The 11995-nt window shown below is 63.1% G+C and carries 10 protein-coding genes; 2 read left to right on the forward strand and 8 right to left on the reverse strand.

Annotated elements, in window-relative coordinates:
* Positions 1-36: 36 nt before the first annotated feature.
* The 4 genes from OIS53_RS15420 to fumC form a co-directional block, all read right to left on the reverse strand.
* Positions 37-225, reverse strand: a complete 189-nt coding sequence (locus OIS53_RS15420) for a hypothetical protein (RefSeq protein ID WP_264679463.1) — start codon at positions 223-225, stop codon at positions 37-39.
* Complete coding sequence (locus OIS53_RS15425) at positions 197-724, reverse strand: hypothetical protein (protein ID WP_264679464.1); 528 nt, start codon at positions 722-724, stop codon at positions 197-199. Before OIS53_RS15425 ends, OIS53_RS15420 begins: the two co-directional genes overlap by 29 nt.
* A gap of 280 nt (positions 725-1004) precedes the next feature.
* Positions 1005-2081, reverse strand: coding sequence for a DHH family phosphoesterase (locus OIS53_RS15430; protein WP_264679465.1), 1077 nt, complete (start codon positions 2079-2081; stop codon positions 1005-1007).
* Positions 2082-2255: 174 nt separating this feature from the next.
* Positions 2256-3656 (reverse strand): class II fumarate hydratase, encoded by a 1401-nt coding sequence (fumC, locus tag OIS53_RS15435; RefSeq protein ID WP_264682376.1) that lies wholly within the window; start codon positions 3654-3656, stop codon positions 2256-2258.
* A 369-nt stretch (positions 3657-4025) separates the two neighbouring features.
* Between fumC and OIS53_RS15440 the strand changes: the two genes are divergently transcribed.
* Positions 4026-4574 (forward strand): hypothetical protein, encoded by a 549-nt coding sequence (locus OIS53_RS15440; RefSeq protein ID WP_264679466.1) that lies wholly within the window; start codon positions 4026-4028, stop codon positions 4572-4574.
* 95 nt (positions 4575-4669) lie between these two features.
* Here OIS53_RS15440 and OIS53_RS15445 read toward each other — a convergent pair whose 3' ends face one another.
* A complete protein-coding gene (locus OIS53_RS15445; RefSeq protein WP_264679467.1) occupies positions 4670-7477 on the reverse strand; it encodes a TonB-dependent receptor in 2808 nt (935 codons plus the stop codon).
* A 390-nt stretch (positions 7478-7867) separates the two neighbouring features.
* On the opposite strand from OIS53_RS15445, the gene OIS53_RS15450 reads away from it, so the two are divergent.
* Complete coding sequence (locus OIS53_RS15450) at positions 7868-8113, forward strand: hypothetical protein (RefSeq protein ID WP_264679468.1); 246 nt, start codon at positions 7868-7870, stop codon at positions 8111-8113.
* A gap of 392 nt (positions 8114-8505) precedes the next feature.
* Here OIS53_RS15450 and OIS53_RS15455 read toward each other — a convergent pair whose 3' ends face one another.
* From OIS53_RS15455 to OIS53_RS15465, 3 genes are all read right to left on the reverse strand, one after another.
* Complete coding sequence (locus tag OIS53_RS15455) at positions 8506-9882, reverse strand: TonB family protein (protein ID WP_264679469.1); 1377 nt, start codon at positions 9880-9882, stop codon at positions 8506-8508.
* Positions 9869-10516 (reverse strand): RNA polymerase sigma factor, encoded by a 648-nt coding sequence (locus OIS53_RS15460; RefSeq protein WP_264679470.1) that lies wholly within the window; start codon positions 10514-10516, stop codon positions 9869-9871. The genes OIS53_RS15455 and OIS53_RS15460 overlap by 14 nt, the downstream gene beginning before the upstream one ends.
* A 514-nt stretch (positions 10517-11030) precedes the next feature.
* Positions 11031-11801, reverse strand: a complete 771-nt coding sequence (locus OIS53_RS15465; protein ID WP_264679471.1) for a porin family protein — start codon at positions 11799-11801, stop codon at positions 11031-11033.
* Positions 11802-11995 lie beyond the last annotated feature (194 nt).

Here is an 11995-nt window from a genome sequence, read left to right on the forward strand (position 1 = left end):
TCTAGGGTGGCGGTTTTTGTAGAAGAAGGCCGCAGACTAGAAGGCGTACGTGTAGCCGGGAATTTGTGGTTGAGGCAAAAGGCGATAATACTCCTCGCCATTCGGTCCAATAAAATCAAGCACTGCCTCGCCTGGCTGAAATACAGGGCGCGCAGCCTTGCGCGCTTCGCGCTGCGCTTGGCGTTGGTCGTTCTTACTAGAACGTTTCGCGGAAGATGTTTTCATAGCGTGAAATGATTTGCTCTTTGAGGACTTCGTTATCAGCTATTTTCAGAGGCTGCACGAAAATACTACTTGTCTCGGGCCTTTCGATAACTGCATGACGCAAAGGATTGATTTTCTGTTCCAGCATTTTCGTGTACAGCCTAAACCGCTTGGTGCTAACATCCGTCGTCTCGTCCAGCATAGCCGCCGCAATGAACCCGAAACAAGCCTGCGGGTCCTCGCGAATCACGCGGGCCAGAATGTCCAGCACGGTAGCACCGAGCTTGCCCGCCGCGTGCTGGTGAGTGCGCAGGCGGTAGCGGTGCACGTTGCGCACCTTGGCATAAAAGTCAGCCGTGTACAAGTGGCCGGGATATTGCCGGATTTCCACCAGGTACTTGCGCCGGGAGTCGGGCGAGTGAATAAAGAATTTATAAATCCACTCGAACTCCCAGCTGCCCAGGCTGGTCCGGTTCCGGTTGCGCTGCACCAGCCGGTACGGCAGGATAACATTGAACATAACCCCTAATGTAGAAGTGGGAAGTGGGAGGTGAGAAATGAGCCAGTAAACCGGCAGCCCCAGTGGGGCGACATATCGGTAGCCAGTTGAAGTCGTGAGAACAGCAGAGTCCCAGCGGGGCGACACCCAATCGTCCGCAAATGATAGGTGTTGCCCCGCTGGGGCTTACATCAGGTATAGACCCAGATTTTCTACCGACATGTTGCCCCTTCGGGGCTGCCGGTTTACTGGCTTACCTCTCATATCTCACTTCTCATATCTCACCTCTCACCTCTCACTTCTACACCTCAAACCCCAGTCCCCGCAGCAGCAACTGGTACTGCTCCTGGGGCAGGTGGCCGCCGCTGGCTTGGGGGTGGCCGTGGGCGAAATTGGCGGGCGGCTCCTGGCCCAGGCGGGCGAAAGCGGCGCGCAGCAAGTCCGGAATGTGCAGGCTGCGGCTGGCGGTGCGACCCGACACGGCCACCACGCCATCGGGCAGGTAGCCCAGGTTAGCGCACAGCACCACCCGGTCGGGCAGGCGGGTTATCCACTGCTGCGCCACCAGCGGGTGAATCTGGCGGGGCGAGTCAATGGTGACGACGGCCACCGGCGCGGCGCCAGGCGCCTCTTTGGGCGGAAACTTGGGCGGCATTTTGCGGGCCACGGCCAGGTCGGCGGCTACCTGGGCGCGGTAGCCGGCCAGCACTTCGTCCTGGGCCAGCTGGCGCGGGCCGTCGTCGTGGAGGAGATACTGCAAGGGCCGCTCCAGGTCGAAGGCGCCGGCGCGGCGGGCGGCATTGCACAGGGCCACGGCTTCTTTGAGGTACTTGGCGGTGTGCTGCTTCTTGACCTGGGCCAGCGGCGCCCACTCGGCCTTCTCGCCCAGGTCGGAGATGATGCCGATGGCGGCCACCCATTGCAGGTCAGTCACGTCGGTTTCAGCGGCCAGCAGCTCGTAGGCCAGCCAGGCCGAGCAGGGCGTGGGCTCCAGGCCGTAGCCGGTCAGCACGGTGGCGCCAGCCGGGGGCTGGCCCTCGGGTATGTGGTGGTCCACGTAGAGCACGGGCACGCCGTCGGCTTCCAAGGTGCCGTGAGCGTGCACGCCTAGGTCAGTGACAATCAGGGCGTCGGGTTGTAGCGCCAGCAGCTTGTCGCGCACCGTGGGCGTGAGAAAGGCGTTTTCGCCTTTGCCCGAAGGCAGCACCGTTACTCGCCAGCCGGGGTTGATACGGTTCAGGCCCCGTCCGAATACCGCTCCGGCACCCAGCCCATCGGCATCGAAATGACAGAACACCACCACGTGGCCGGCGGCGGGAATGGCGTTCAGGAAGGCGCGAAACGGCGCTTGAAACTGGGGGTACGAGGCAAGGGACATACGCAAACGGGCCGCCAGCGTAAGTGCCGGCAGCCCGTTTGTTCGTAAGGATGTAGCGCGAAGTTTCACTTCGCGACTTGCGCTGCGCCGGAACAGCACGTTGGTGGCCCGTTCGTTTTCCCTGCGAAACCAGGTTATGCGCAAGCGTCGCGAAGTAAAGCCTCGCGCTACGGCCTACTTAATCTCGCCCACCATATCCTCCGGCCGCAGCCACTCGTCGAACTGCTCCTCGGTCAGGTAGCCCAGCTTGAGGGCGGTTTCCTTGAGGGTGGAGTTTTCGCGGTGGGCGGTTTGGGCAATTTCGGCGGCTTTGTAGTAGCCGATGTGGGGGTTGAGGGCCGTAACCAGCATCAACGACGAATCCACGTGCTTTTTGATGTTGGCTTCCAGGGGCTCGATGCCCACGGCGCACTTGTCGTTGAAGCTCACGCATACGTCGCCGATGAGGCGGGCCGAGTGCAGGAAGTTGTAAATCATCAGGGGCTTGAACACGTTCAGCTCGAAGTGGCCGTTCATGCCGCCGATGTTGATGGCTACGTCGTTGCCCATCACCTGGGCGGCTACCATGGTCATGGCCTCGCTCTGGGTGGGGTTCACCTTGCCGGGCATGATGCTGGAGCCCGGCTCGTTGTCGGGGATGTGCAGCTCGCCGATGCCGGCGCGCGGCCCCGAAGCCAGCAGGCGGATGTCGTTGGCAATTTTCATCAGGCTGGCGGCCACGGTTTTCAGAGCGCCGTGGGCTTCCACGATGGCGTCGTGGGCGGCCAGGGCCTCAAACTTGTTTTCGGCCGTGATGAAGGGCAGGCCGGTGAGGTCGGCAATGTGGCGGGCCACGTTTTCGGCGTAGCCGGGGGGAGTGTTGATGCCCGTGCCCACGGCCGTGCCGCCCAGGGCCAGCTCCGAGAGGTGGGCCAGCGTGTTGCGGATGGCGCGCAACCCGTGGTCGAGCTGCGACACGTAGCCGCTGAACTCCTGGCCCACGGTGAGCGGGGTGGCGTCCATCAGGTGGGTGCGGCCGATTTTAACGATGTGCATGAACTGCTCCGACTTCTGCCTGAGCGTGTCGCGCAGCTTCTCCAGGCCCGGAATCGTCACTTCCACCAGAATCTTGTAGGCCGCAATGTGCATGGCCGTGGGAAAGGTGTCGTTCGAGCTTTGCGACTTGTTCACGTCGTCGTTGGGGGCCAGCACCTTCTTCTCATCGGTGAGCTGGCCGCCTTGCAGCACGTGGCCGCGGTAGGCAATTACCTCGTTCACGTTCATGTTCGACTGGGTGCCCGAGCCCGTCTGCCACACCACCAGCGGAAACTCCTGGTCCAGCTTGCCTTCCAAGATTTCGTCGCACACGCGGCCAATCAGCTCGGCTTTGTCGGCGGGCAGCACCCCGGCGTCGCGGTTGGTGAGGGCGGCGGCCTTCTTCAGATACGCAAAGGCCCGGATAATTTCCTTGGGCATGCGGTTGATGTCCTGGGCAATGCGGAAGTTGTCGATGCTGCGCTGGGTCTGGGCGCCGTAGTAGGCATCGGCCGGCACCTGCACGGTGCCCATGGTGTCTTTTTCCTGGCGGAACTGCATATAGTTGGTAGGCAAACTTGGGTGAGGCTTCGCGTTAGCGGCAGTAAACATACAAACGAAATGGGGCCTGCTGCGCCCGGCGGCGCCTCGTTTCGTCCGCCCCAATGCCAGAGTCAGACGGGAAAAGACCCCGTTCACCGAAAGCTCTCGTCGGGAGGGTGCAACTTTTTCCTGCTTAACCTATCTTTCTGCCCGTGACGCTCAAATGGCCTCTCCGTCGCTGGCACTTGGCTTTTTTCGGCCGACGACCGTGGTGGTGGGGCAATGGCTGTTGCCGGCGCACGAACACCTGCTCCCGCTTGCTTCCGGCACCTGCCTGCGGCCCTTCTTTCGCTCCCACGCACTCCCCACCTATTTGCCGCTATTTCCATGCGTATACTAAACCGCCAAGCATGGTTAACGGCTGGCTGCCTGCTGGCCGTCAGCTCCTGGGCGCAGGCCCAGTGCATTACCCTGGAGCAGCTACTGAACCTGAGTGCCATTAGCCGCGAACCGCTGCTGCAGCGGGCGGCCCGGCAGCTGCCCGCCACCGAGTGGACCTACCGCGGCAACAGCACCGTGGGGAAAGAAGTGTTCTGGACGTACAAAGACCCGGTAGACGGATACGTCCGCCCCGACGGCCACGCCGAAGCGTGGCTGGGTGTGCGCCCCGAAACGGGCACCCAGGCCGTAACGCTGAAAACGTCCTTTCCGGCCTGCATCAACCAGCTGCGCGCCAGCTTGCGCCTGTATAAGCTCAAGCAGCAGCCCATCACCTGCCACGAGTGCGAAGCCGTCCGCTACGAAAGCCCGCAGTTTATCGTCGACATATACAACCGTAAGAACGGGCCGTATCCGTTTATCATCGTAGTGCGCCACGTACCCACCGGCCCGACGGCTCCGCGCGAAGCCACCACGTCGGTTTCGGGCGCCCAGTAGCAGAAAAGGCGCAGCCCCGAAGACACGATGCCCGGCGGACACTTCCTGAGTGGAAGCATCCGCCGGGCATCGTGCATTTCCCGGCTACTGGTGGCTTAGTTAAATTCCACCAGCCAGCCCGCGTACACCAGGCGGCCCAGGTTGGGCCCGCCGTACACCTGAATGTTGCGGGAGTCGAGCAGGTTGGAAGCGCCTACCTGAAACGTGCTGAACAGCTTGGGCACGGTGTAGCCCACGTACACGTCGACGCTGCTATAGTCTGCCACTCGGCCCGAGGCAAAGGGCATTTCCTGGAAGTGGCCCTCGGCCCAGCGGTAGTTGACATTGTAGCTCAGGTGGCGCAGGGCCGAGCCGCTGACGCCCACGTTGTACTTTTGCTCGGGCGTGTTGAAGAAGGTGCGGAAGTTTTCGGGCAGCTCTTTCCGGTTGAGGTAGTTGAAGCTGTAGTTGGCCGACAGGTGCACGGCCTTCAGCCAGTAGTAGTTCAGCCCCGCTGCTACACCCTGGGTATGCACCTGCTGGGTGTTGTTGAACGGGGCAAAGATGATGCGGCTGGGCTTGCCGGGGCCAAAGTCGGGCTGGGAGGCCAGCAGCTGCGACATGGTAGGGCGCGTGCCGTCGGGGTTGCCGATAAAGTTGACGGCCCCGATAAAGTTGTTGTAGCGGCTGTCAAAGCAGTTGACATCCACGTACAGGTTTTTCCCGATAATGCCCTTATAGCCGATTTCGTAGGTGTTGACCTGCTCCAGCTCCAGGCTGGGGGCGCTGAACTCGAAGCTTGCCAGCGGCACGCCCTGAAGCACCTGCTGGTAGGACTGGCCCTGGGCATTGACCAGGCTGTAGCCCTGGAAGCCGGCGCCAATGTTGCCCAGTCCCAGCACGTTGCCAACGTCCACCCGCGAGTACTGCTCAATCTGGCTTGGCGCCCGGAACGCCCGGCCGTAGCTGGCGCGCAGGTTGTGCTGCTTGGTCTGGCCCAGGGAAACCACCGCCGACACGCGCGGGGAAAACGCCGCCTCGAAGTTGCGGAAGTGGTCTACCCGGCCGGCGGCGGCCAGCTTCAGCCGGTCGTCGAGCAGGCGGTAAGAAGCTTGCAGGTAGCCCCCGTACTCGTAATTGTGCAGGCGCCGGTCGGGGCGGTCCGTCAGCACGAAGCCCCCGCCCGAGCCAATGCGGAAGTCCCGGTACGCGCCGCCCACCACCAGGTCGGTGGCCTGGCCCAGCTGGAAGGTGTACTGGCCGCTCACGTCGCTCAGAAACGAGTTGAGCAGCAGCTTCGAGCCGCGGCGCAAGGCGTCGGCCTCCTGGATAATCCGCTCCCGCAGCAGCCCAAAGCGCGGGTCGGCGGTGCTCAGGCGGGTGGCGTCGGCTACCTGGCGGGCCGCCGCCAGGGCCTGGTCCTGGCCTACTCCGTTGTTGCGCTGGCGCGTGTACTCGGCGTTGAAGGTGCTGTAGAACCGGTCGGCGTACGTGATGGCGCTGCCCTCGGCCACGGGCGACAGTTGCAGGTTGTTGCCCAGCGAGTTCAGCTCGTACGACTCACCGGTGAAGTCTTCGGTGGTGTAGGCGCGCAGAAAGCCGCGGGAGCTTTTCAGCTCGGCCCGGTACTGGTTGGTGCCCAGGCCTTTCATGCGGATGCGGCTCTGGTTCTGATAGGTAGACGTGCCTTCTGCCCGCTTCACGTCCAGCGTGGCCTTCAGGTCCTTGGTTATCAGGTACGAGAGGCTGCCTTGCAGGCGGTAAGCGTTGGTGTAGTTGTCGTTGGCAATCAGCTCGGCCTCGGTGAAGCGCGGCAGGTAGACGGTTTTGCCGGCCAGCTCGGCATTGACGGGGGAGCCGTCGGCCAGCCGCTCGTTGCGGCGCAGCTGCCGCCCCGAGTCGCCGTAGCCGTTCACGGCCGAAGTGCCTAGCGGGGAGCCTTCGGGGTTGATGGCCCGGCTGGTAGCCGAGGCCTCGTAGTTCTCGGCCAGCCAGTCCAGGGCCCGGATGTAGCTGCCATTGACTTTAAAAGCCCACTTCTGCCCCAGCTTGTGGGCGTAGCGCACCTGCGCGTCCAGGAAATTGCGCTGCCCGCCCCGCACGCGCGCCGTCAGGCCCTCGTACACGAAGGGGTCTTTGGAGTTGAACAACACCACCCCGTTTAGGGCGTTGGAGCCGTACAGGGCCGAGGCCGGGCCGTGTACCACCTCGATGCTCTCCATGTCCAGCTCCGGAATGCCCAGCAAGTTGCCGGGGCTCAGGCTCAGTGAGGGCAGCTGCGCGTCGGTGTAGTCGTAGAGCTGCACCACCCGCTCCGATTTGGCCGTGTTGAAGCCGCGCGTGCTGATACTGGTGAATAGCATGGAGGCCGAATTCACGTCGACGCCCTTGAATTGGCCCAGGCCAGCCAGCACTTCCGGGGTGGAAATCTGCTCAATCTGCCGGCTCGATATTTTTTCGATGGTAATCGGGGCCCGCATGATGCTCTCTTCCACGCGGGAAGCTGACACCACCGTTTCGTTCAGCTGGATGATGCTGGGCGTCAGCGAGATGCTGAGTGCCTGGTTGGGCTCCGAAACCGGCAGCTCCACGTTTTCATAGCCAATAAACGAAACGACCAGCGTTACGGGACCCTGCGCAAAGTCGAGGTCGAGCTTGAAATGCCCTTCGCTGTTGGTACTGGTGCCCACAAACGTGCCTTTGACGAAAATAGTGGCCCCCGGCAGCGGGTCGCCGATATCCGTTAGCACGGTGCCGCTCACGGCCTGGCCCTCCAGAGTCTTTAGGGGTTTGCGCGCCGGCTGGGTCCGGCTTTTGCTTTTGGGGCGAAGCGTGGGCTTGTCGCCGCCAGCGGCTGTAGCCGCCGTGGAGGTGCAAGCCAGCAGGGCACCGAGTACAAGACTAGCAGTGTACTTATTCTTCATGCAGAACGGGAAAACGAGGGTAAAAGCAACAGGTGAAACGCTGGAAAATGCGGCAGCACGCGGCCCACACAAAGCATAGAGCATGGGCTAGTGCCAACAAGAGGAACATAGGCCGGCTTTTTCCCCAGAAAAAGCCGACTATTTCAGTGAAAGAGTGTCGTAGCGACGGCCCATAATCAAACAGGCACGGGTAGATTACCTGGCAGTGGTAATGAGCCGCAGCTAGGAGCAAAGACTGTGCTGGGATATGCGAAAATCCTCCCGCTGACGACATAATTTAGCTGCGTAAGCGGTCCACACCACATTCTACTTTCCAAAGTACCACCTCAGCCACCTAGCTGCCGTATAGGCAGCGGTACTCTTCCCGCCACCCTTCTATTTTCCTTGGTCATGAAAAAAACGTTCGAGTCCGAATCCGACGCTCTGTCTGAGCCCTCCACCACTCCCACCACTGCTCAAGCTGCGGCCACTACGCCCGACACCTCGGGCAGCGACGCGCCACCCGTGCCCACCGCCGGCAACGGCGCCCCCGACTACAGCCAGGTTGAAATCAAAACCGAGCCCGAGTTGCCCCGCGAAGTAACGCCTGGCGGCAGCGCCACCGCCCCCGAAAGCGGCGGCGGCTACAGCGGGTAAGCCTCACCCCCCGGCCCCCTCTCCCGTGGAGAGGGGGAGCCAGCTCCGATTCGTTCTGCGCCGCCCTGTCGGCTGGCGCCTCCGGAACGGCTACCGCTGAGGACGGCAATGAACAGCACAGCCGCGTAGCGGCCTACAGGTTTATAGCCAGATAAGATAGGCACGTGTAGCGCTGCGTAGTGGTGCAAGGAACGCTCCGGCGTCTCTTGCCCCGCTACGCGGCGCTACTTCTTTGTTACGTGCTGTTTCTACAACCCTTTGGCCGCTACGCGGCTACAATGTCGCTACAATCCGGTAGCCGTTCCGAAGGCGCTGCGTTGAATATTAATCGTCAAGCTTTCCTCTGCGCAGGATACCGGGCGACCAGCGGGGGCGGGGCCGGGCGGTGAGGCCTAGTCGAGCTTAAACGGCACGCTAATTTCAACTTTGCGAGCTACGCGGCGGCCGTTTTGCACGGCAGGAAACCAGCTGGGGCCTTCCCGTAGCAGCCGGATGGCTTCGGCGTCGCACTCCTCGGATAGCTTTTTCACCACTTCAATATTCGTCACTTTGCCATCGGTTCCCACCTCGAAGCGAAGCTTAACGGTGCCCTCAATCCGGCTGGCTATGGCCCTTTCGGGGTAGTCCAGACTGTCGCGCAGGTAGCGCCGGAAGCTGAAATAGCCCCCGGCCGGCATAGCCCCGATGGACATAGGCGCGGGAGGCGGTTCGCGGCGCACCACTACCACTTCACTCAGCGTCTTTGTGTCGGGAGCCAGGGCCAGGGTGAGCGTGGAATCGGTGGGGCGCAGGGTGTGGCGCTGGGAGGTGTAGCCCACCGACGACACCGTGAGGTGGCGCGTGGCGGCGGGCACTGCTAGTTGAAAGGAGCCGTCGGGAGCCGTGGAAGCGCCCATTTGGGTGCCTGGTACCAGCACCGTGACGCCCGGTAAGCCCTGGCCCGTGACTTGGTCGGTGATGCGGCCGCGCACGGTGCGCGCAGGGCCGGCAGCCCGGCCGCTACCAACAGGCGTCTGCTTCTCCCTGAAAGCGGCCCGCTCAGCTACCTGCGGCGCCCTAGGAGGGGCAGCAGTCGAGGCTGCTACTGCCGGATTAGCTACCGGCACAGTGTCGGCCAGCACGGTCGAAACACTGCCTTCCCGAGTAGCTGCTACAGCGTCGGCGGCTTCCGGCGCGGCTACTGGCGCCGTGCCAGCCGGGCGAACTGGCGGCGGGTTGCGGGCCACCACAGCCCGCTTCGCCCGGGCAGTGGGTGCTGCCGGCGGCCGGACGGCGCTAGGAGCAGCAGCGGCCGGCGCTGAGGGAGCCGAAACAGCCGCCCTATCGGAAGCCGCCTCCTGCTGCATCGGGGCCGGTTGGGCCGGCTCCTGCCGGGCCTGCTCAGGAGCCGAAGCCACGGGCAACGAGGTGGAAGCCGGCCGCCACGCAAGCCACGCTACCGTGCTGAGCAACAAAACCAGAGCCGCCGCAACGGCCAGGCGCGGCCAGGCCACGGCGGGCCTTGCGGCAGGCTCGGCCGCCTCGGCCAGCTCCTCCACGCGGGCCGTAAGGCGCTGGCGCAGCTCGTGCAGGCTGGCCTCCGTGACCTGCGCGGGTTGCAGCTCCAGGCCTTCCAAAATGTCGGCGCAGTGGGGGCAGTCGAGGGTGTGCGCTTCCACGCGGTGCTGCTCGGCGGGCGGCAGCGTCCCGGCCACGTAGCGGCGCAGCACCTCCACCGGCAGGTGGCCGGCCGTGGGCAAGGGCGCAGAAGCGGGGTTACGGGGAAGCATCGGTGGTGGAAGCGGCAGATGGAGAAGGGGATTCGAGGAAGCGGCGCAGATTGCGCTTGCCGTTTTGCAGGTGGCTTTTCACCGCGTTCAGGTCGAAGCCGGTGAGGGCGGCTACTTCGCGGTAGCTTTTCTTTTCGAGGTAAAACAGCTCCAGACACCGGCGCTGGCTGGGGGGCAGCTCGGCGAGGCATTGTTCGAGTTGCTGGAGCTGCTGCTCGTGGTGCTCGGCTTCGGCGGGGTCATCGTCGGCCAGATGCCGGGCGGCGGCCGATTCCATACCGGCGGCATCGGGAAAGTGTACCACCAGGGCCCCGCCAGCCGCGGGGCCGGCCCGCTGCCGGGCCCGGAGCACCATCAGGCAGTGGTTGCGGGCCGTGGCGTGCAGCCAGGGCGGGAAATTCTCGACTTCGTGCTGGCGCAGCTTGCTTACCAAGTGCTCAAACAACTGCATGACGGCGTCCTTGGCGTCGTCTTCGTCGCGGAGGTAGCGCCGGGCTATGGCCAGCACCCCGGCCATGTGCCGCTCATACAGCGTGCCCAGGTCGTGCACGTCGCCCTCTTGCCGGTAGCGCCGGAGCAGGTCGGCATCCGTCAGCTCGGCAGCAGGCGCAGGACGAAGGCGGCGGAACAGCATAGCTTCTGCAAGCTACGGCATTTGCGGAGGTTCTGGCGACGGTTCCCGCAGAAGGCGCAGAGGGCCACGCAGAAGGCGCTGAGCTGTTCTAGAAATTTTTCTGGGGATGCGTGTGGAATCCGGTCCAAGCTGGCATCAGAAGACTGCACTTGGCCGGTTGCAGTGGCTGAGTATGCTAGTGTACTGTGTAGGTGTGCTATATCTTGTGAAAAACAACAGCCCCGCTGGATATCGGCGGGGCTGTTTAGTTGAGGTTGAGGTAGAACACCCCACGCTATAGGTAAAGGCTCGACGGATAAGCACACCCACTAGTCTGAGAGCCTGGGGCCGCAATTGGCTTCCGGAATCACGGCCTCTCTTTGTCAAGAAGCTAGAGACGGGGCGCCTAGCCCGTAGACAACGGGTGCAGGCACGAACCTAAGCTGAGGTAAGCTCTTGGTTTTCAGCGGCCAAAAAAGCCCCGCCGGTAACCGGCAGGGCTTTGCGTGCAGGGAGTACACGGGGAGAGAAAGAGTTAGAACGAGAAGTTGACGGCGGCTTTTATCACGCGGTTTTGCGCGTCGAAGCGGTTGTTTTTATCCAGCGACGACAGACCGTAGTCGTAGCCGGCGCTCAGGCCCAGGCCGTTCTGAAACTGGTAGCCCAGGCCGCCGGTCAGGGCAAAGTCGACGGGGCGAAACTGGTTTTTCACGTCGAAGTCTCGGTTGAGGGCCGCGAAGCCCAGGGCCCCGGCCTGCACGCGGGCGTTGCCGGAAAGCAGGAAGGACGCCTGCGGGCCGCCGTAGAGGTAAAGCCCCTCGGTGAGGTAGGCCTTGGCCAGCAGGGGCACATCGAGGTAGGCCATGCGGGCCGTGGCCGTGACGCGGGCATTCAGGAAGTCGAACTGTTCCAGCGGAATACGGCCGTTCAGCACCACGCCTTTTTCGGAGTACAGCACGCCCGGCTCAATGGCAAAGCGCGGCCCCAGGGGCAGGGTGGCGTAGAGGCCGGCGTGGAAGCCGGTGCGCATTTCCTTGGTCACGGCGCCGTTGGTGTACTCGGCCAGGTCCAGCACGCTCTGCACCGCGTCGCCCGACCAGTCGGCCACGTTCACGCCGGCCCGGATACCGATTTTTACCCCGTCGGTGGCGGAGGCAGCGGGCTTGCTGTAGGAAGAGCGGGCGGGAGCCTGGCCACTATAGGCCGGCACGCGGTGGGGCTTGATTTGGGCTTGAGCCGTCAGGCCGAAAACAGAAAACACTAGGGTAGCCGCGGCCAGGCGGCCGAAAAGTCGCTTCGTATTCATGGCAGGAAAGGTTGGAAGGAAGGGCGCCCGCCGCCAGGGTGCGCGCTAGGAGCGGCGGGCTTCTGGGAGGGGAGTATTTCAAAACCGTGCCAGTTTCTTACCGCCGCTTCCTGGTGGTCTATCCGCTGCTTAAAATCTACTAAAGCAACTAGCTGTTTACAAAGGTGTTGTGCGCAAAATCTATCCTATTGGCT

This window comes from Hymenobacter sp. YIM 151500-1 (genome assembly GCF_025979885.1).
Lineage (GTDB): Bacteria > Bacteroidota > Bacteroidia > Cytophagales > Hymenobacteraceae > Hymenobacter.

Coding starts and splice junctions, on each gene's coding strand:
- OIS53_RS15420 (WP_264679463.1), bottom strand. CDS start 225: ATGAAAACATCTTCCGCGAAACGTTCTAGTAAGAACGACCAACGCCAA.
- OIS53_RS15425 (WP_264679464.1), bottom strand. CDS start 724: ATGTTCAATGTTATCCTGCCGTACCGGCTGGTGCAGCGCAACCGGAAC.
- OIS53_RS15430 (WP_264679465.1), bottom strand. CDS start 2,081: ATGTCCCTTGCCTCGTACCCCCAGTTTCAAGCGCCGTTTCGCGCCTTC.
- fumC (WP_264682376.1), bottom strand. CDS start 3,656: ATGCAGTTCCGCCAGGAAAAAGACACCATGGGCACCGTGCAGGTGCCG.
- OIS53_RS15440 (WP_264679466.1), top strand. CDS start 4,026: ATGCGTATACTAAACCGCCAAGCATGGTTAACGGCTGGCTGCCTGCTG.
- OIS53_RS15445 (WP_264679467.1), bottom strand. CDS start 7,477: ATGAAGAATAAGTACACTGCTAGTCTTGTACTCGGTGCCCTGCTGGCT.
- OIS53_RS15450 (WP_264679468.1), top strand. CDS start 7,868: ATGAAAAAAACGTTCGAGTCCGAATCCGACGCTCTGTCTGAGCCCTCC.
- OIS53_RS15455 (WP_264679469.1), bottom strand. CDS start 9,882: ATGCTTCCCCGTAACCCCGCTTCTGCGCCCTTGCCCACGGCCGGCCAC.
- OIS53_RS15460 (WP_264679470.1), bottom strand. CDS start 10,516: ATGCTGTTCCGCCGCCTTCGTCCTGCGCCTGCTGCCGAGCTGACGGAT.
- OIS53_RS15465 (WP_264679471.1), bottom strand. CDS start 11,801: ATGAATACGAAGCGACTTTTCGGCCGCCTGGCCGCGGCTACCCTAGTG.